This is a genomic window from Niastella koreensis GR20-10 (assembly GCF_000246855.1).
In the GTDB taxonomy this organism is placed as follows: Bacteria; Bacteroidota; Bacteroidia; order Chitinophagales; family Chitinophagaceae; genus Niastella; species Niastella koreensis.
In genome coordinates this window covers 1414599-1432285 of sequence record NC_016609.1, presented here as the reverse complement: position 1 = coordinate 1432285, position 17687 = coordinate 1414599, and the positions used below count along the sequence as shown (strand labels likewise).

The 17687-nt window shown below is 44.5% G+C and carries 17 protein-coding genes; 9 read left to right on the top strand and 8 right to left on the bottom strand.

All coding sequences use genetic code 11. The features are described from left to right. The first annotated feature begins 12 nt into the window (after positions 1-12). The 3 genes from NIAKO_RS38405 (at position 13) to NIAKO_RS05785 (ending at position 2730) form a co-directional block, all read left to right on the top strand. Positions 13-276, top strand: coding sequence for a hypothetical protein (locus tag NIAKO_RS38405; RefSeq protein ID WP_133055314.1), 264 nt, complete (start codon positions 13-15; stop codon positions 274-276). A 206-nt stretch (positions 277-482) separates the two neighbouring features. Continuing rightward, positions 483-866, top strand: coding sequence for a BlaI/MecI/CopY family transcriptional regulator (locus NIAKO_RS05790; protein WP_014217465.1), 384 nt, complete (start codon positions 483-485; stop codon positions 864-866). 7 nt (positions 867-873) lie between these two features. After that, positions 874-2730, top strand: coding sequence for a M56 family metallopeptidase (locus tag NIAKO_RS05785; RefSeq protein ID WP_014217464.1), 1857 nt, complete (start codon positions 874-876; stop codon positions 2728-2730). A 1040-nt stretch (positions 2731-3770) separates the two neighbouring features. On the opposite strand, the gene NIAKO_RS05780 is transcribed toward NIAKO_RS05785, so the two are convergent. Further along, positions 3771-4394 carry a WbqC family protein gene (locus NIAKO_RS05780; RefSeq protein WP_014217463.1) on the bottom strand — a complete coding sequence of 208 codons (624 nt, stop codon included), beginning with the start codon at positions 4392-4394 and terminating at the stop codon, positions 3771-3773. A gap of 295 nt (positions 4395-4689) precedes the next feature. Here NIAKO_RS05780 and NIAKO_RS05775 point away from each other — a divergent pair, with 295 nt between their 5' ends. Together NIAKO_RS05775 and NIAKO_RS05770 are read left to right on the top strand one after the other, a co-directional pair. Beyond that, a complete protein-coding gene (locus tag NIAKO_RS05775) occupies positions 4690-5139 on the top strand; it encodes an LEA/WHy family protein (RefSeq protein WP_041346396.1) in 450 nt (149 codons plus the stop codon). Positions 5140-5918: 779 nt separating this feature from the next. Continuing rightward, positions 5919-6278 (top strand): heavy-metal-associated domain-containing protein, encoded by a 360-nt coding sequence (locus NIAKO_RS05770; protein ID WP_014217461.1) that lies wholly within the window; start codon positions 5919-5921, stop codon positions 6276-6278. Between the two features lie 131 nt (positions 6279-6409). Here NIAKO_RS05770 and pyrE read toward each other — a convergent pair whose 3' ends face one another. Continuing rightward, the gene (gene pyrE / locus NIAKO_RS05765) at positions 6410-7045 is read right to left on the bottom strand and encodes an orotate phosphoribosyltransferase (protein WP_014217460.1); all 636 of its coding nucleotides are present in this window, start codon (positions 7043-7045) and stop codon (positions 6410-6412) included. Positions 7046-7106: 61 nt separating this feature from the next. On the opposite strand from pyrE, the gene NIAKO_RS05760 reads away from it, so the two are divergent. Then, on the top strand, positions 7107-7730 hold the full coding sequence (locus NIAKO_RS05760) for an NUDIX hydrolase (protein ID WP_014217459.1): 624 nt from the start codon (positions 7107-7109) through the stop codon (positions 7728-7730). 52 nt (positions 7731-7782) lie between these two features. On the opposite strand, the gene NIAKO_RS05755 is transcribed toward NIAKO_RS05760, so the two are convergent. The 5 genes from NIAKO_RS05755 to pruA all read right to left on the bottom strand — a co-directional run bounded on the left by NIAKO_RS05755 (position 7783) and on the right by pruA (position 12466). Then, complete coding sequence (locus NIAKO_RS05755; protein WP_014217458.1) at positions 7783-8214, bottom strand: hotdog fold thioesterase; 432 nt, start codon at positions 8212-8214, stop codon at positions 7783-7785. 141 nt (positions 8215-8355) lie between these two features. Next, complete coding sequence (gene coaD, locus NIAKO_RS05750; protein ID WP_014217457.1) at positions 8356-8823, bottom strand: pantetheine-phosphate adenylyltransferase; 468 nt, start codon at positions 8821-8823, stop codon at positions 8356-8358. Positions 8824-8952: 129 nt separating this feature from the next. Beyond that, positions 8953-9888 carry an aspartate carbamoyltransferase catalytic subunit gene (locus tag NIAKO_RS05745; RefSeq protein ID WP_014217456.1) on the bottom strand — a complete coding sequence of 312 codons (936 nt, stop codon included), beginning with the start codon at positions 9886-9888 and terminating at the stop codon, positions 8953-8955. 265 nt (positions 9889-10153) lie between these two features. Next, positions 10154-10675: a bifunctional pyr operon transcriptional regulator/uracil phosphoribosyltransferase PyrR gene (gene pyrR, locus NIAKO_RS05740; RefSeq protein ID WP_014217455.1), complete on the bottom strand. Its 522-nt coding sequence runs from the start codon at positions 10673-10675 to the stop codon at positions 10154-10156. 159 nt (positions 10676-10834) lie between these two features. Continuing rightward, positions 10835-12466, bottom strand: a complete 1632-nt coding sequence (pruA, locus tag NIAKO_RS05735) for an L-glutamate gamma-semialdehyde dehydrogenase (RefSeq protein ID WP_041348051.1) — start codon at positions 12464-12466, stop codon at positions 10835-10837. A 210-nt stretch (positions 12467-12676) separates the two neighbouring features. On the opposite strand from pruA, the gene NIAKO_RS05730 reads away from it, so the two are divergent. Genes NIAKO_RS05730 through NIAKO_RS05720 form a run of 3 tightly spaced genes read left to right on the top strand, consistent with a single transcriptional unit; the run spans position 12677 to position 16153 of the window. Then, on the top strand, positions 12677-13930 hold the full coding sequence (locus tag NIAKO_RS05730) for a hypothetical protein (RefSeq protein ID WP_014217453.1): 1254 nt from the start codon (positions 12677-12679) through the stop codon (positions 13928-13930). A 22-nt stretch (positions 13931-13952) separates the two neighbouring features. Beyond that, a complete protein-coding gene (locus NIAKO_RS05725; protein ID WP_014217452.1) occupies positions 13953-15227 on the top strand; it encodes a hypothetical protein in 1275 nt (424 codons plus the stop codon). Positions 15228-15241: 14 nt separating this feature from the next. Then, positions 15242-16153, top strand: coding sequence for a hypothetical protein (locus NIAKO_RS05720; RefSeq protein WP_014217451.1), 912 nt, complete (start codon positions 15242-15244; stop codon positions 16151-16153). Between the two features lie 437 nt (positions 16154-16590). On the opposite strand, the gene prfB is transcribed toward NIAKO_RS05720, so the two are convergent. Next, positions 16591-17683 (bottom strand): peptide chain release factor 2 gene (prfB, locus tag NIAKO_RS05715; RefSeq protein ID WP_014217450.1). Its coding sequence is split into 2 segments (ribosomal slippage): positions 16591-17622 and positions 17624-17683, totalling 1092 coding nucleotides; the frame shifts between segments, so codons are not numbered across the junction. Positions 17684-17687 lie beyond the last annotated feature (4 nt).

The following is a 17687-nucleotide window of genomic DNA, read 5'->3' as shown; positions in this document are numbered from 1 at the left end:
ATTTAAAATGGTATGCAATCAACTGAAAACGCCCCGTTTTCAGTTAGAAACAGATCGCTACCAACTGAAATCACTCCGTTTTCAGTTGAAAACGGTACGCTACCAACTGAAATCGCACTGTTTTCAGTTAGAAACAGCCCGCTACCAACTGAAATCGCACCGTTTTCAGTTAGAAACAGCCTGCTACCAACTGAAATTGCCTCCTTTTCAGTTGGAAACAATGCTTCAATTTATGATGCTGTATATATTATATATAAAAAAGCCGGCTGCAATTGAAAATCAACCCAATAACCTGAATTCCCTTGTCAACCCTGTCAACTCCTTCAACTTTATCAACCCGCCCCATCCAATCACAAATTCCACTCACCACCCCATATTCCCTTTTATCGCAAAACGCTCCACGAAACCCTTCGTTTAATTTACCTTCCATTAACAAATCCTTACGAAATTTGTCGTATTTTTAAGCCAAATGTTATTCAAATATGGCTACTACAAAAACTATAAAACCCACTGAGAGTGAGTTAGAGATCCTGCAGATCTTATGGAAAAAAGGGAATGCCAGCGTACGTGAAGTGCACGAAGAATTGTTGCAAACCAAGGAAGCCGGCTATACCACTACCCTGAAACTGATGCAGATCATGCATGAAAAAGGTTTGGTAAAACGTGACGATTCTATAAAGACCCACATTTACCAGGCAGCGGTAAGCAAAGAAAAAACCCAAAAGCATTTATTAAATAAGATGATCGATAGCCTGTTTGGCGGGTCATCCGGTGAACTGGTGATGCAGGCCCTGGGTAATCACAAAGCATCGGCGGAAGAACTGGAGGAGATCCAAAAAATCTTAGACAATCTGAAAAAACAATAAGTAACTCATGAACCTGTTGTACCAATCGGCTTTCCTTAAAGCGTTGGGATGGGCACTGTTAAACAGCTTATGGCAAATGGCTTTGTTGTGGCTGGTGTATGTGGGGCTTACCATGAATGGAAAAAAATTGCTCTCCCGTCAAAGACATGCACTTGCCTTGTTATCACTAGCCGGCGGCTCGCTGTGGTTTTTGGCCACCTTGGTCATTAACCTGTACAAAGCCGCCAGTGGTCCGCAGGTGATCACTTTATATGTCGCAGCATCTGATCCGGCCATTGCTAACCATACATTGCCGGGTATAATTTCACATTGGTTTGAACCGGCCCTGCCCTTCCTGTCGTTGGCCTACCTGGCGGCGGCCGCCTTCCTCTTTGTTCGATTTTATGTTCAGTACCGGCATACCCAGCGGTTGTTTAACACCGGTTTGCAGAAAGCGGATGTTGAATGGCGCCTTTTTCTGAAAGACGCAGCGCAACACCTGGGTATTAAAAAGAAAGTGCAGATCTGGTTGTCGTCGCTGGTTGATACGCCGGTGACCCTTGGCATAATCAAACCTGTAATTTTATTACCGGTAGCCGCGGTCAACCACCTCACTTTGAAACAGGCCGAAGCCATCATCCTGCACGAACTGAACCATATTCGCCGCAACGACTACCTGGTGAACCTGCTGATTTCCTGTGTAGATGTGATCCTGTTCTTCAACCCGTTTGCCCGCCAGTTAACCAGCATCATTCGCAAAGAACGCGAAAACTGTTGCGACGACATGGTACTCCAGTTTTGCTATGAACCCCATAGCTATGCCACCGCCTTGCTGAAACTGGAACAAAGCCGCGCCACCACCAATGAGCTGGCCCTGGCAGCTACCGGAAAGGATAAACATTTTTTGCTGAACCGGGTAAAACGCATTTTGGGTTCAGAACCCGAACGCACCCCGTTCAACCAAAAAATGATCGCCTATGTGCTGTCTGCTTTGCTGATGGCTTTTATTGGCTGGTACAACCCGGGTAACGTGATCGTAAAAAAACTGGTAGCGGTTCGCGAACCGGTTCCGGCAACAGAGGCCGTTCAAACTTTTGCCACACCGCCGGCCGATGACCTGGTGAAGGAAGCAGTGGCAGTGGAAAATGACGAACCGGCGGAACAACCCAAAAAAGAAACCGGCTGTCCCGGACAGAAGGACCCGTATAAAAAACTGGAACAGATCATTGAGCTGACCACCGACGCCAAACTGGCCGCCCTCAGCAAACAACTGGATCCGCTGCCCGAACAGATGGCCGGTTTTGTAAACGAGGTGGAAGCTGCCGACTATACTATGAATGATGGAACCCCGGTTCCCCCTCCACCACCCATGCCGCCGGCACAGATGGTATTCCCCTACGTGCCCGGAACCAGTTTTTATTTTCAGGCAGTAGAAGATACTTCCCTGCCCAAAAAATATGTGATGACCGACGCCGATGTTCAGGCTAAGGTGGCCCTGAAAAAATCGATAGTCGCCTTGCAGCAGGTTGACTGGAAAAAACTGGAAAGCTCTTTAAAGGCCCAGGGCATGAAAGTGAACATAGACCAGATCCAACTGGAAATTCAAAAAGCTATGTTGCAGGTTGACTGGAAGAAACTGAATGCCGAATCTCAAAACGCTCTGGACAACGCCAACCAGGAACTTGAAAAAATGCAACAGACCTATGCGGTGCGGGTTAGCGAATTTCAACGGACGCAAACCATCAGGGCGGAAAGACTGAAACTGGCTCAGCAGAAAATTTTGATGGACCGGTTACAACAACGGGAAGATTTAAAACAGATGGAGGAAGACAGGAAAAAGGAATCTGGTAAACGCCCGAAAGGAAAGAGAATCGTTCATATTTAATTAGCAATCGAGCCTCGCGATAAGATACTACCTCCCGGTTTTCGGGAGTTTTTTTTGCCCCAAACATACCCTCTTTTCTTGCTCGCTGAACATCATATTAAAATTTTACCTACTACTAACACCCAGGCATAATTGCAAATACTGCAATAATTTCAATCAGATTTTGCAAATAATTGGAGAATTAAAGAGGACATCCTGCAAGGCCGATCTGGTAAATCGGCCTATACAAGGCAGGATATACGAGAATGAATCATGTGCATTGGATAAAGTTGGTCGGGAGGTAACTGGCTGGATAATTACCTTCCAGTCTCCAGTCGGATCGGATTAAAGACAACAAAATCACGGGCTAAAGCTACGAACGGAAAATTGCTATCCAAGCCGGAAAGGCGAAAACTTATCCATACTTTCTAAAAGTTAATGTGAGGTCATTACAATTATTCTGCATATAACCAAGGCGATTTAATTTCCCCATCAACGAGCTGAGCGCCGAAACTCTGTGACTATCTGGCAGAAATGAAACAAGGGCTTAAAAGCGATTATAAAGCCCTGGAGGGACGAATTGGGGTGACCCCTATATAAAACAAAATCCCGCTTTAAGCGGGATTTGTTGTTCGCAGTTGGTATTGGTTACGCAGACATTACCAAAAAAGTTCGAGGTAGTGTTGACCTCTGGTATCTTTATTCAGGCTTCCCGTTGGTCATTTTTGGGAAGATTATATAGTTGATCCATTCATTTCATCACGGTAGAAAGTCACCCGGTTGTCCATGTTGATTGTCTGTATAATTTGAACTCGAAGTACAACCACTCTTCTTTTTTTCTTACCCCACCAGTCCATATCCCCAATCGTGTGACTACGTGATAATTTGCTAGACATCGAAACATATGAAGTTGCTGCAACAAAATTCTAAAAGAATGAAACAAATTGTGAAAAAGTGTTTCCCAATAGTTAACCCCCTTAAATCACTATAAATCAAATTAGTTGAAACGCAGGATTATTCCCATTTCCACAATTGGGAAAACCGGGCAATCAATCATGGATTCAGATCCCAGCCGCCAAAATCCGCCGGGCGTTTTTCCCTTCACAAAACAACAGGTCTAAAATAGATAAATTAGGAATAAATCCTATGCGATCTTCAAAAACCTGGTGGTACCGAACCAGGTCGTTCATCTCAGTTTGGATGGATTTTGGGGTCAGTTTGTTCCGCCAGTCTACCACATCCCCATCTCCATTTCCCCCCGGAACATATTCAGAATAATCTGCATAAACACCAACACCTAATTTTTTAGTTACCCATTCAAAACAGGTCCGGTTCCAGTCGCCCAACAAGTCAACCGGTTGCCGGTACAATGCCTCCAGCTCCGGTTCAAAAAAGCTGAACCAAGGCGACCGGTTGTAACAGGAAACGATGGTTCGCCAATGTTGCACCTGCCAGCGCTTCCGGTTATCGATCATTACCTCCTTCAACGGCTTTTTCTGTTCCCGGCCTTCCACCACCGGAATGCTGAGGTTGATAGGACCGTTCCCGCCAACCACCACACAGCGATTTCTGAAACTCATTTTTCGCCAGGGATCATATACATCAATATTTACATTTGAAAAACGAATTGACATTCTGAATAAGGTAACTGGCGGAAAATATTGACTTTCAACTAATAACTTCATAAATACCTACTTTATCAAAATTCTGTTTAAGATTGGCCTTTTTTAGCCGCAAAATATTCGTTTTGAGTATCAAAAACTTGAAACTTTAATTACACTTAAAACGTATAATTCAGTTTATAATTAACATTTTACTTTAAATAACACATGCTAAAAATACTGGTGCTCATTTTTTGCCATTTTTTTCCAATTTAGATGTGTCTAAATCTAAACTAATTAGCAAAGAAAATTCTAAAAATACGATCCTTTTTTGGCCGGAAAAATTTATCCGTTACATTGTGGCTTAAAAATCATCGACATGCGAAAACTGAGTTTGTGGATGCTCCTACCCCTCCTGGCAGTATCCTGTGCCAAGCCAACCGGATTCAATTACCTGGGGGTTAGAAATTTTAAAGTCATGAAGTTTGGGTTGAAGGAATCGACAGTGGGAGCAGATGCAGAATTTTATAATCCGAACAAGTTCCCGGTGACTATGAAAAGCGGGTCGGTTGATGTGTACGTGAACAATAATTTTTTCGGAAAGACGACCATCGACTCCAGCATCCAGGTTCCGAAAAAAGACACCTTTTTGCTGCCGGTGGTTTTGAAAGTTGACATGAGTGCGTCGGCCATGCAGTTGATCCAGACCCTGGCAACCGGATCGGACAGCGTGAAAATAAAATTGGATGGAAGTGCAAAAATTGGCCGCAGCGGCATCTTTATTAATTACCCGATCCGGTACGAAGGCATGCAAAAAATCAAATTCTAAGCAGTAATAAAAGGCAGGAAAAATGGTAAAAAGCGAATTTCCATTTTCTGGAAATTCACTTTTTACCGAAAATTGGAAATTCTTATTTCCGCATTTTGGAAGATGTGGTTAACCCCAAAAACGACCCTTAAAAAAATTTCACGTCGTTGGATTTTTTTGGGGCCACGCCAAAATTTTTGTTGAAACGACCTGGGCGGACGATCGGCCAGATTTCAAAAAACGGTAAAGTGGTTTCAAAAAACCGCCCCCATTCCCACCCCATTTGTTGACCGGTTTTTGGAAAAGTGCAATCCTGAGTGGTGAGTGGTGAATGGTCCGTGGTGAGTAGCCGAGTTGAAAATTTTGAAATTTGAGGTGATAGAAAATTATCGAAAAATGATAAAGTTGCTGGTTTCCGGTTCGCGGTATCCGGTTACCGGGAATACAAAATTCAAACAGCCAACTACCATAAAACCTGGAGACCGGTAACCGGAAACCGGTGACTGCATCAAAATAGCATGCCCATTTTTTATCACGTAAGGGTCAGGTAACTCAATAAGCAATTTTTAAAATTTCACACTTTTCTGTCAGATTGTCCGTCAGCTACTTTTCAATCGCCTGCGAAAATTTGGCCCCGTTTTCGATTTTCCACCCTGTAGCGCCGGATCAACCGAAGCAAATTTCCCACATCAGCGATCGTATTTTTCGGTGATTTCGGTGCTCAATTTTGGATGCAACCGGCGGTAAAAAATTAACGAAAATGCTGATCCGAAATATTTAAATTTGAAAAAACAAGTGGTATGAAGAAATTACTTTTACTGGCATTTGCCGTTATTGGAATTACCACCTTCGCCTCTGCACAGGCCAAGAAAGGAATCCAAACCGTGACCATTCAAACGCCAACCGTTCAATGCGAAAGTTGCAAAAAACGCATCGAGGATTACCTGAAACGCGAAGATGGAATTCAGAAAGCCAACGTGGATTTCAAGCATCATGTTACCAAAGTTACCTACGTTGCCGAGCGCACGAATCCTGAAAATATCAAGGCCGCAATTGCCAACGCCGGATACGATGCCGACGATGTAAAAGCCGACGAAGAAGCCTACAAAAAACTGCCCAAGTGTTGTAAGAAAACTGAAGATGGCGGCGGCGGGATGTAAGTGATTAATTACCCAAAATGAATTTGAAATAAAAAAAGCTCCCGATTTTGTCGGGAGCTTTTTTTATTTCAAATATGCTGGGTTGATCAGGTGACGAGTTAACCAGGTCAACTGATCAACTGGTTAACTGGTCAACTTTTCATCCAGGTCGACGGATCTTTCCGCCACTCCATTAAAAGATCGTGCTGGTCGGCCGACACAATTCCTTTTTCAACCGCCAGTTCAATGAGGGTACCGTAGTTGGTCAGCGACACGTAAGGCACCCCGGCTTTTTCAAAATTCTGGGCAGCCACCGGAAATCCGTAGTTAAAAATCGACACCATTCCCATCACCTCCATGCCGGCAGCTTTTATTACATCCACCACCTGCAGACTGCTTTTTCCGGTTGAGATCAGATCTTCGATCACCACCACTTTTTGTCCGGCCTCAAAATATCCTTCGATCTGGTTGCCCAACCCATGTTCTTTTGGTTTCGGGCGTACATATATATAAGGTAACTTCAGCTGGTCAGCCGCCATCGCCCCCCAGGGAATTCCGGCCGTGGCCACCCCGGCCAGCAATTCGGCATCGGGAAACTGCTGAAAGATCACATTGCACATTTCAGATTTTACGAAATCGCGGATAAAAGGAAACGAGAGAACCCGGCGGTTGTCGCAATAAATCGGACTCTTCCACCCCGATGCCCAGGTAAAGGGTTGCGCGGGATTTAATTTTATAGCATTACTTTGTAATAACTTTTCGGCTACAGCCTTTTCGTTCGAAGACATATATTATATAAGTTATTTGCGGCGAAATTGGTCTTTGCTACCTGAAAACTGAAAATTAGTTATGCACATAAAGATATACTTTAACAAGAAACCTCTGTTTCTTACAGATTCCATTACTCCCGAAATTGAACCTTTCGCCCATCACGACGATGCGGTGTTGATTGATGAATTTTCACATGGCGGCATCAATTCCATGATCCACGAAATGCGCCAGGAAAAAGTGCATGCCGGGATCTATCTACATAATAATATAGAAGAACTGAAAAAAGCGTTCTGGAAAAAATTCATCCTGGTAAAAGCCGGCGGCGGTTTGGTACTAAACGAAGCCGGTGAAGGATTGTTCATCTTCCGCCGCGGAAAATGGGACCTGCCAAAAGGAAAACTGGATGACGGGGAAACGATGGAGGAATGTGCCGTGCGGGAAATTCAGGAAGAAACCGGTTTGGAAAAAGTGGAACTGAAAAAACACCTCGTCAATACCTGGCATACCTACGACGAAAGTGGTCACCATATATTAAAGGAAACCTGGTGGTATTTATTAACTGCGCCCGGCAATCAAAAACTAACGCCGCAAACTATTGAGCAGATCACAAAAATAGAATGGGCAAAACCGGATCAGTTTGAAAAATATACTTCGAATACTTTTCCGGCTATAGTGGATGTTTTGAAGGCAGCCGGTTATTAAGATCGTAGGTTCTTTAGTTTGTTAGTTTATTGGCTGCCGCGACGCAGGTTGTCTATTGTCTATTGTTTTTGAGGATCGCCACCGTTAACCGGCTGATGCAAACCAGCTTCTCACGTTCATCATAAATTTTTATATCCCAAACATGGGTGGTGGCGCCGAGGTGGATGGGGGTGGTGATTCCGGTTACCCGGCCTTCGCGAACTCCGCGAATATGGTTGGCATTGATTTCGAGACCAACGCAGATAAATTTTTCGGGATCGATTACCATTGCGGAAGCTACACTGCCCAGGGTTTCGGCCAGTACACAGGAGGCGCCGCCATGCAACAACCCATAGGGTTGCCTGGTGCGTTCATCTACAGGCATAGTCGCCTTCATAAAATCAGCTCCCAGTTCAATAAATTCAAGACCGATGTGTTCACCCATGGTATTTTTTCCCAGGTGAATGAAGTCGTTAAGCTGGAGATCTTTTTTGAACCAAATCATATAGTCAATGTGATAATTTGCTAATTTGTTAATGTGCTGATTGAATACAGCGTTTCGCTTTTATAGAAACTGTACGAAAATGAAGTAATATCGCATTATCAAATTAGCATATTAGCAAATTATGCATATTAGCATACCTTCTTAAATATCCTTCGAAACGGCCTGGGGTAAGAATTGACGGGCATCGCCGCCATTGCGGATCACATCTCTTACCAGGGTGGAGGCAACCGAAGTGTATTGCGGCAAACAGGTTAAAAATACCGTTTCAATATCCTTATCAAGGCTCCGGTTCATATCGGCAATGGCCTTTTCGTATTCAAAATCGTTCACATACCGGATGCCGCGCACTATAAAATTGGCGCCTACCTTACGGCAACATTCTACAGTCAACCCTTCATACACTGCTACCGAAACACTGGGATTATCCCTGAATATTTCCCTGATCCACTTCATCCGTTGTTCTTCAGAGAACATGGCCGATTTATTGGCGTTGCGGCCAATACCTATCACCAGTCTATCGAACAGGGGAAGTGCGCGATGAATAATATCCAAATGACCTATCGTAATAGGATCAAAGGTTCCGGGAAACAGGGCTATGCGTTGTTGCATATTATTAATTAAGTACAGGATTGAATTACCAGATATTATTCAATTCACAAGAATGCGTTACAAGTTACTGGTTGCAGGTTACATTTTCATGGAATCTTTTCCTTGAACCTTGAAACATATAACCTGGAACTAATTTGTCATTTCCCGGCCACCGGATAACAGGTACAAAGCGGCCATCCGCACCGCTACCCCATTTTCAACCTGGTTCAAAATGATACTCTGGTTACCGTCGGCGGCATCGCTGTCCAGTTCCACCCCTCTGTTGATGGGGCCGGGGTGCATGATCACGATTTTTTTATCGAGGCTATCGAGTAAGCGTTTGTTGATCCCATATGCCAGGCTGTATTCCCGCAGCGAAGAGAAAAGTACCTGGTTCTGGCGTTCGAGCTGGATCCGCAGCACGTTTGCCACGTCGCACCACTCCAGCGCTTTTCGCAGGTTGTACTCCACCCGGATATCGAATGCTTCCCGGATGTACTTTGGAATCAGGGTGGGCGGACCTGCTACCATAACTTCGGCGCCCATTTTCTTCAACAGGTAAATATTACTCATTGCTACCCGCGAGTGCATGATGTCGCCGATGATGGCCACTTTCAACCCTTCGAGGCGACCCAGTTTTTCGCGCATGGAAAAAGCATCGAGCAAGCCCTGGGTGGGGTGTTCGTTAATGCCATCTCCTGCATTTACGATTGCCGCCGGAATATGTTTTGCCAGAAAGTGGGGGGCGCCGCTGGCACTATGCCGCATTACCACCATGTCTACTTTCATCGACAAAATATTATTCACGGTATCCAGCAGGGTCTCCCCTTTTGAAACGGAAGAAGCGCTGGCCGTAAAGTTAATGGTGTCGGCGCTCAGGCGTTTTTCAGCCAGCTCAAAAGAGATCCTGGTACGGGTTGAATTTTCGAAAAACAGGTTAACGATAGTAACATCCCGCAAAGAAGGAACTTTCTTGATAGGCCGTTGTAGAACTTCCTTGAATTGGGTGGCAGTATCTAAAATAATCTGTATATCCTGACGGGTGAGATCCCGTATACCGAGCAGATGTTTAACTGAAAGTTGCATTTCAAGCTGCGAAATTAAAGTTTTAAGGAACAAGAACCAAGATTCAAGGCACAAGATTTAAAACATTAAGATTCAAGACTCAAGAGCCAAGGTTCAAGTCGTAAGTTTAGTGTTCTCGAAGATCTAAGGCGTTGGAGTTTACCCTTTACCTTAACCTTGCACCTTACCCTGCTAACCTGGTAACTATAGTAGAAAGAATCTTTCTTATCTGGTTACCTTCATTTAAAAATTATGCTCCTAATCCCTGCCCCTTGTACCTTGTGTCTTAAAGAAGCACAACCTCCTCTTTTCCATCGCGTTCTTTCCAGAAAACTTTCACTTTCTGCGATACGATGGAATCGATGGAACGGCCGGTATAATCGGGTTGAATGGGTAATTCCCGGCTAAAACGGCGGTCGATGAGCACACACAGCTCTACCTTGGCAGGACGGCCAAAATCGAGCAACGCATCCAGCGCCGCCCTGATAGTACGGCCGGTATACAATACATCATCGATGAGCACCACATTCTTTTTCTCTATGCTGAAGGGAATATCGGTTTGATTGGGCATATGGATCTGGTTGCGGATATCATCGCGGTAGAAAGTAATATCCAGCTTGCCATACTGCACCTTTTCAGCCGAAACCAGTTGCCGGATCACCTGGATCATCTGATCGCTCACAAAAATGCCCCTTGGCTGTATGCCAATAAAAACCGTATTATCTAAATTGATATTATTCTCCAGTACCTGGTGACTAAGCCGCCGGATGATTATAGCCAGTTGCTGCTCATTTAAAATCGTCTTCAAGGAAAATATTTTGATAAAAATAAACGCAAACCGCCAAAAAACCAATTGTCAATTGGCAATTGGCAACAGACAGAAAAAAGAGCTGTTTTTTTAAAAAACAGCCCCTCTTTTATAGCCAATTACTTATTGTCTATTGTCTATTGTTTATTGCCTATTGACTTACTCTTCTGCCATAAACGGATATCGATAATCAACAGGGGCGTTGAATGTTTCCTTGATGGTTCTTGCACTGAGCCAGCGATACAGGTTTAAAATAGAACCTGCTTTATCATTGGTGCCACTGGCGCGGGCGCCACCAAAAGGCTGTTGTCCAACAACCGCGCCGGTTGGTTTATCATTAATATAAAAATTACCAGCCGCGTGACGCAATTTTACAGTTGCCTGTTCAACCGCTGCCCTGTCCTGTGCAATGATCGATCCGGTTAATGCATACGGTGAGGTTTTATTCACCAGCTCCAAAGTATCTTCAAACTTATCGGCATTGTATACATATACGGTTAACACGGGGCCAAAGATCTCTTCACACATAGTAACGTACATGGGGTCTTTTGCTTCAATAACAGTTGGCTGTACAAAATAACCCTGTGACTTATCGCATTTGCCACCTGCCCAGATCACTGCTTTGGAATCGTTCTTCGCGTTCTCGATATAGTTTTCAATTTTATCAAAGCTTTTTTCATCGATCACCGCATTGATAAAATTGCTGAAATTTTCTACCGTGCCCATGGTAAAGCTTTCGATACCGGCTGCCAGTTTCTTTTTTACATCTTCAGCCAGGTTGCTGGGAATGTAAGCACGTGAAGCGGCAGAACATTTCTGACCCTGGTATTCAAAAGCGCCGCGTAATAAGGCCGTAACCAGAATATCGACATCAGCGCTTTTGTGCGCCAGTACAAAATCCTTTCCTCCGGTTTCACCTACTATGCGTGGATATGATTTATAAGAAGACATGTTCTTACCTATGGTTTCCCACATCTGGTTGAATACACCTGTTGAACCGGTAAAATGCACGCCGGCAAAATCAGGATGTGAGAAACAAACCTTACCTAACACCGGGCCATCAACGTAAATAAGATTGATAACACCATCGGGCAGGCCGGCTTCTTTTAAGATGCGCATAAACATCTGTGCTGAATACACCTGGGTGTGAGCGGGTTTCCAAACCACTACATTTCCGCACATGGCTGCCGAGGTAGGCAGGTTGCCACCGATAGCTGTAAAGTTGAATGGAGTAACTGCCAATACAAACCCTTCCAGCGGGCGATACTCCATACGGTTATGGATACCGGCTGCACTAATCGGCTGCTGACGGTAGATCTCGCTCAGAAAGTGTACATTGAAACGTAAGAAGTCGATGAGCTCACAGGCGCTGTCGATCTCGGCCTGGTAAGCGTTCTTACTTTGCCCCAGCATGGTAGTACCGTTCATATATGGCCGGTACTTGGTAGCAATAAGGTCAGCAGCTTTCAGGAAAATGTGTGCGCGGTTTTCCCAGCTCATGGCGGCCCAGCTTTCTCGCGCAGCAAGGGCTGCTTCAATAGCCTGCTTTACATGTTTTTCTTCCCCGATATGATAATGCCCCAATACATGTTTTACTTCATGCGGGGGATTCATGGTTTCCTTTTTGTTAGTGCGCACTTCCAGTCCGCCAATGTACATAGGTACGTCTACGGGTTCCTGTTTTAACAGTGCGAGCACTTCCTTCAAACGCCTTTTTTCGGGCGACCCCGGTGCGTACGACAAAACAGGTTCGTTTGCCGGCAGTGGATAGTGAAAATAGCCGAATTCCATAATCATGTGTTTTTTGAGGTTGCGAAGTTACTTAGCTGGTTTTTAATTAACAAAAAGGTAGTAACGAGTCAAAAGGCTGACAAACAAAATATTATAAAACAGGCTGAAAACCAGCACCTGCTTTTATCCACAGGGTCTGCACATACCAATTTTTAAACGGCACAATAAATTAAATTTGGAAGCAATAACCCAAAACACCCCCATTAATCAGTGATCATCTCTGGCAAATCAAAACAAACCGATAGCAACAGGTATCATATGCCTGATCTGTCGAACATCGTAGTGAAAGACATGCGCGGGTACGGCGTTGAGCAGGCTGGTACTTATAAAGGCGGTATTGAAGCGTATAAGGGCTTGTTGAACAAAGTGCGCAGCGGTTCCATCCTTTCTGAACAGGATTCCCTACGATTATTACCAAAAACGGAAGATACCCGTAATCGCATTCAGAAGCAAATTGACACCTTACTGGAAAAATTCTACGAGGTAAAGGGCAAGGTGGAAGAAATTCATAACAGTCGCGATATTACCAAGGGTTTGGTGCCCCTTAAACAGACTGAGATCAATATGCTTAAGAATCAATTAGATGAGATAAACACCGCGCATTCTCCCCGCCACCAGGCCATGTATAACAGCTTCAGTTGGGGCACTTTTTTATTTTTATTATTTCTTTTAGTTGCATTATCGTTTTACTTATTATACTTTTACATGAGTGTAGCGGATTTTGCGTTGAATGGTGTCGATCCAATGACCCTTTTCCAGGAAGGAAGGCTAAACATACAATTGTTACCCAGCCTTCGAAGACTGGTCTATCTTATTATTAACTACCCCCCCCTGATCGTATTCCCCACTATTTTCTTTGCCCTGGGAACATCCATTCACCTGTTCTCGGAAAGAGGCATGAAATACAAGAAAGTTGTTTGGGGATTGCTAAGCCTGGTTTTTATTGGTGACATTTTGCTGGCTCTTCAGGTTCATACCGCCGTGAATGAGATTTTGATCAAGCTGAATCGGGATGAATTTAAATCGTTGATTGTACCGGTATTCGCGGATTCGCGATTTTACCTGGTACTTTTTTTGGGTTTTGGCGTGTTTGCCATCTGGAGCTCTGTATATTATCTGATGCAGATGGAATGGGGCAAACGCAATCAGTTGAAACTTCGGTACAAACGCATTCAACGTTTACAGGATGAGATCCTGCAACTGGAAGAAAGACGGATGTTATACGAAACCGAGTTACAACAAATAACCCAAAGAGCAGAAGACCTCAGCAAAGAAAAAGACAGACTCGTTCTGCCCGTTGATGCAATTGAAAAGAACATCAATTACTTCAGAGACGGCTGGAACGGTTACCTGGCAACTTTATATGGGCGCGAAAAAGGAGAAGAGCAGATCAAGCTCATCAACGAAAGAACAGACGCCTATATAAAGGAACTAAAAGAGTTTCAGGAATCTTATTTCAAATAAACAGGTTTTTTATCCTTGAGTTATGGCACGCTACCTCACCATTATCATGACCATCGTATGCGCCTGGGCAATGGCAGGCTGCAACGAAATCGAAGAGGCTGTGAAGGATGCAAAGAAAGACGGATCCGCACCGCCCAAAGACAATTATATGGTTTTGCTTGACCTAAGCGACCGGATACTGTATAACAACCAGCAACAGGTTCCAAAAGATATACAGGTTATCCAATCCATCTACGCCGCTTTCAAGTCAAAGCTGAATGCAAAAGATCCCACCAGGTTATATTTTACGGTAAACGATAAACTGAAGTTGATGGTAGCACCCCAACGTACTACCGCAAACGAAGTGTACGATATGGCCGGTAACCTGCGTCTCACGCTGGCTTCAGCACAGCCCGAACAAAAGGCAAAGATGCTGGAAGAAACAGAAAAGAACTTCAACACTTTGTTACCGCAGATCTATAAAAAAGCAGTGATCAGCAATAACAGTACTTCTTATGCGGGCGCCGACATCTGGAAGTACTTTAATGAAGACCTGCAGGACGACCTGGAGAAAGATGCACAAAACACACTATTCATCATCACCGATGGCTATATGGATTTTGAGAGCCTGCAAGGACGCATCAGTCGCAACAACCGGTATACTTCCTGCGCACAGATCATCAACAACCTGAAAAAAGCGCCGGACTGGAACAGCCGTTTTAAAGAGGGCGACTATGGTTTGCTTCCTGTTAATAAACGTTTCCCCAACTTAAAAGTTATAGTGCTGGAATTAAACCCAAAGGATGACTGGACCGGTGAGTACAACCTGCTTACCACCATCTGGAGCAAGTGGTTTACCGAAATGGGAATAAAGTCGTACGCATTCATCAAAGACGACAACATTAATGAAATAAATGAGTCGATAGAAAAACTACTAAAGGTAAAATTACCCTCATCCGCGAATATTACGTCGGTATCATGGACCCCGGTAACCGAATCGGACCCGGAAATTACGAAGGCCGCCAAGAACAGATCAACAACGGTAATACAACAACCTGAGACTCCACCGGTTACTGAAAGCGTTCCGGAAACGCCAACAAAAAAAGAGAATAGTAAATCTTACAATTCGTATAGTTCTTACGCTTATTCTGAGCCGGCAGAAGCAACAAAAAAGGAAAAAAATGTTAAAGAAAGAGAATATATTCGCACATCTGCCGTTAAAAGTCAGATAGATACTTCTAGTATCCATTTAAGAACCAATCCGAAAAAGCCAATTAGTAAACCAAAGGAGCAGGTCACGTTTGGTCCTGCTTATTAAAAACCTTTACTCTTATGCTTCGTAGCCTATTAATCATGGTAGTAACAGGACTGGCGCTGGGCATGGCAGTATCATGCGGCCCTAGCAAATCAGTCCAAACCTTGACGAAAACCACACAAGAAACTCTTGAGTTAGTCAAGAAAGAAGCTCAGCGCGCCATCGCCCTGACCGTAGAAAAAGTGAAAAATTATGAAGTGGATCCTGACATTGGTAAGGAGATCATCAAAAACCTCAAAGAGGCTGAAAGAAAGATCGACACCCAGCTTGCAGTAGCCCAACAGCTTTCTGTAAATGGTACCAAAGAAGAGATCATGCAGTTCGCAGAACGTACCAACGTAATCATCCAGAGTGCGTTGACCGATCTGAAATCGTTGAACGACCTTTATGACATTTCAACTTTCTCTTCATTTGAAACAGCCACTTTCTTCCCAGCAGGTGGTTACGGTATTCCTCCTGAAAAACAGGATGAAGCCAAAAAATCAATCGAACCAATTGTACAACGGATCATCAAGTTCTTTGGTGACCACCCCCGACAAAGATTCGTGGCGGTAATTGTTTGTTACGGGTTCTCTGACGAAACGCCGATCGCTAAGGAATCTCCTTTGTATTCGCCGCTGCTCGCCAAGATGAAAACGAACAACCCAACCCGTCAGGAGTTGAACGTTAAATTATCTGAACTTAGAGCAAAATCTATTGCCAACCTTCTGGTTGACCTTATCAAAATAAATGAAGCTCTGATTCCTAATCCTAAACTCATCAACTACGACATTAAGTGGATGGGTAAAGGTGAAGAGCTCCCTTACCCTGACAGAGTAAAAGATTATCATGCTGATGACAAACGTCGTCGTATGGTGTCCTTGATCTGGAACGTATTACCGGGTTCTTTATATGCACAAGGCCTCAGCAACGACACTGCAATGAACTAGTCGTTGATGAAAGTATAAATACGCGAGTAATACCGGATTGGTTTATATTACTCTGGCAATATTAATTGGTGTATTCATATTTTGCCTGCAGACCATAATCCTGTTATGAAACTGCAGGCAAAATTCTTGTTCTGAGTTCTCAGTAGATGAGTTTCTGGGTTCTCAGTCAGCTGAGATACACTCATGTAAAAACGCCACGCTTAACAGTGTGGCGTTTTTATTTTAGTTGACCTGTTGATCAGTTGACCAGGATAAATGCAACCAGGTTCCTGGATAAAAAGTGGCGGGTTGACAGCGTTGATAAAGGCAAAAAAACAGGCCGTCTGCCAATTGGCGAACGGCCTGTTTTTTTTTACTGGTCAACTGGTTAACTGATCAACTGGTCAACCTTTTATTTTTTAAATCCTTTATCAACTTCGTCAACACTATCAACTCTATCAACTACCACCCTCCGCTTCCTTCATCAGATACGCCTTAATAAACCCATCCAGCTCGCCATCCATCACCGGCTGCACGTTACCCACTTCATAATCGGTGCGGTGGTCTTTGATCATTTTATACGGATGGAAGACATAACTGCGGATCTGGCTGCCCCACTCTATTTTCTTCTTAGAGGCATTGGTGGCATTCTTTAATGCTTCACGGCGGCGCAGCTCTTCCTCATACAGGCGGCTCTTCAGCATTTGGAGCGCCATTTCGCGGTTTTCGCCCTGGGTACGGGCTTTCTGGCATTCTACCACAATACCGCTGGGATGGTGCTTTAAACGCACAGCCGTTTCTACCTTGTTTACGTTTTGTCCGCCCTTACCCCCGCTTCGATAAAACTCCCATTCCAGGTCGGCGGGGTTTACTTCCACGGCGATGCTGTCATCAACCAGCGGATACGCGAATACCGACGCAAAGGACGTATGGCGGCGGGCATTGCTGTCGAATGGAGAAATACGCACCAGACGGTGAACGCCGCTCTCGGCCTTTAAAAAGCCATAGGCGAACGGTCCGTCGAACTGCAGCGTGGCGCTTTTGATACCGGCGCCATCCCCCTCCTGCCAGTCCAGCTCGGTTACCTGCCAGCCCTGTTTTTCGCCGTACATGCGGTACATGCGCGCCAGCATTTCGGCCCAGTCCTGGCTCTCTGTACCACCTGCGCCGCTGTTTATCTGCAGCACGCCCGGCAATTCATCTTCCGGCTGGTTAAGGGTACTTTTGAATTCGGCTTCATCCAATTGCTGCAGCGCTTTTTCATAAGCCTGTTTGGTTTCGTCTTCGCTGGCTTCGCCGGCTTTCCAGAAATCAAACAACACAACAAAATCCTCCACGTCAGCTTTTGACTGGTCGTAGAGTTTGATCCAGAATTCGTTTAATTTAATGCTTTTGAGAATTTCAGTGGCCCGTTTGTTATCATCCCAAAAACCGGGCGAAAGGGAAAGTTGTTTTTCTTCGTTTACTTTGTACTGACGGTTATCGACGTCAAAGAAACCTCCTCAGTCCACCAAGGCGGGACCTCATATCATTTATTTTTTCTTGTGTCATAAGG

What these genes read in the sequence shown, in the direction of transcription:
- NIAKO_RS38405 (WP_133055314.1), top strand. Translation starts at nt 13, where the DNA reads ATGCAATCAACTGAAAACGCCCCGTTTTCAGTTAGAAACAGATCGCTA.
- NIAKO_RS05790 (WP_014217465.1), top strand. Translation starts at nt 483, where the DNA reads ATGGCTACTACAAAAACTATAAAACCCACTGAGAGTGAGTTAGAGATC.
- NIAKO_RS05785 (WP_014217464.1), top strand. Translation starts at nt 874, where the DNA reads ATGAACCTGTTGTACCAATCGGCTTTCCTTAAAGCGTTGGGATGGGCA.
- NIAKO_RS05780 (WP_014217463.1), bottom strand. Translation starts at nt 4,394, where the DNA reads ATGAAGTTATTAGTTGAAAGTCAATATTTTCCGCCAGTTACCTTATTC.
- NIAKO_RS05775 (WP_041346396.1), top strand. Translation starts at nt 4,690, where the DNA reads ATGCGAAAACTGAGTTTGTGGATGCTCCTACCCCTCCTGGCAGTATCC.
- NIAKO_RS05770 (WP_014217461.1), top strand. Translation starts at nt 5,919, where the DNA reads ATGAAGAAATTACTTTTACTGGCATTTGCCGTTATTGGAATTACCACC.
- pyrE (WP_014217460.1), bottom strand. Translation starts at nt 7,045, where the DNA reads ATGTCTTCGAACGAAAAGGCTGTAGCCGAAAAGTTATTACAAAGTAAT.
- NIAKO_RS05760 (WP_014217459.1), top strand. Translation starts at nt 7,107, where the DNA reads ATGCACATAAAGATATACTTTAACAAGAAACCTCTGTTTCTTACAGAT.
- NIAKO_RS05755 (WP_014217458.1), bottom strand. Translation starts at nt 8,214, where the DNA reads ATGATTTGGTTCAAAAAAGATCTCCAGCTTAACGACTTCATTCACCTG.
- coaD (WP_014217457.1), bottom strand. Translation starts at nt 8,823, where the DNA reads ATGCAACAACGCATAGCCCTGTTTCCCGGAACCTTTGATCCTATTACG.
- NIAKO_RS05745 (WP_014217456.1), bottom strand. Translation starts at nt 9,888, where the DNA reads ATGCAACTTTCAGTTAAACATCTGCTCGGTATACGGGATCTCACCCGT.
- pruA (WP_041348051.1), bottom strand. Translation starts at nt 12,466, where the DNA reads ATGGAATTCGGCTATTTTCACTATCCACTGCCGGCAAACGAACCTGTT.
- NIAKO_RS05725 (WP_014217452.1), top strand. Translation starts at nt 13,953, where the DNA reads ATGGCACGCTACCTCACCATTATCATGACCATCGTATGCGCCTGGGCA.
- NIAKO_RS05720 (WP_014217451.1), top strand. Translation starts at nt 15,242, where the DNA reads ATGCTTCGTAGCCTATTAATCATGGTAGTAACAGGACTGGCGCTGGGC.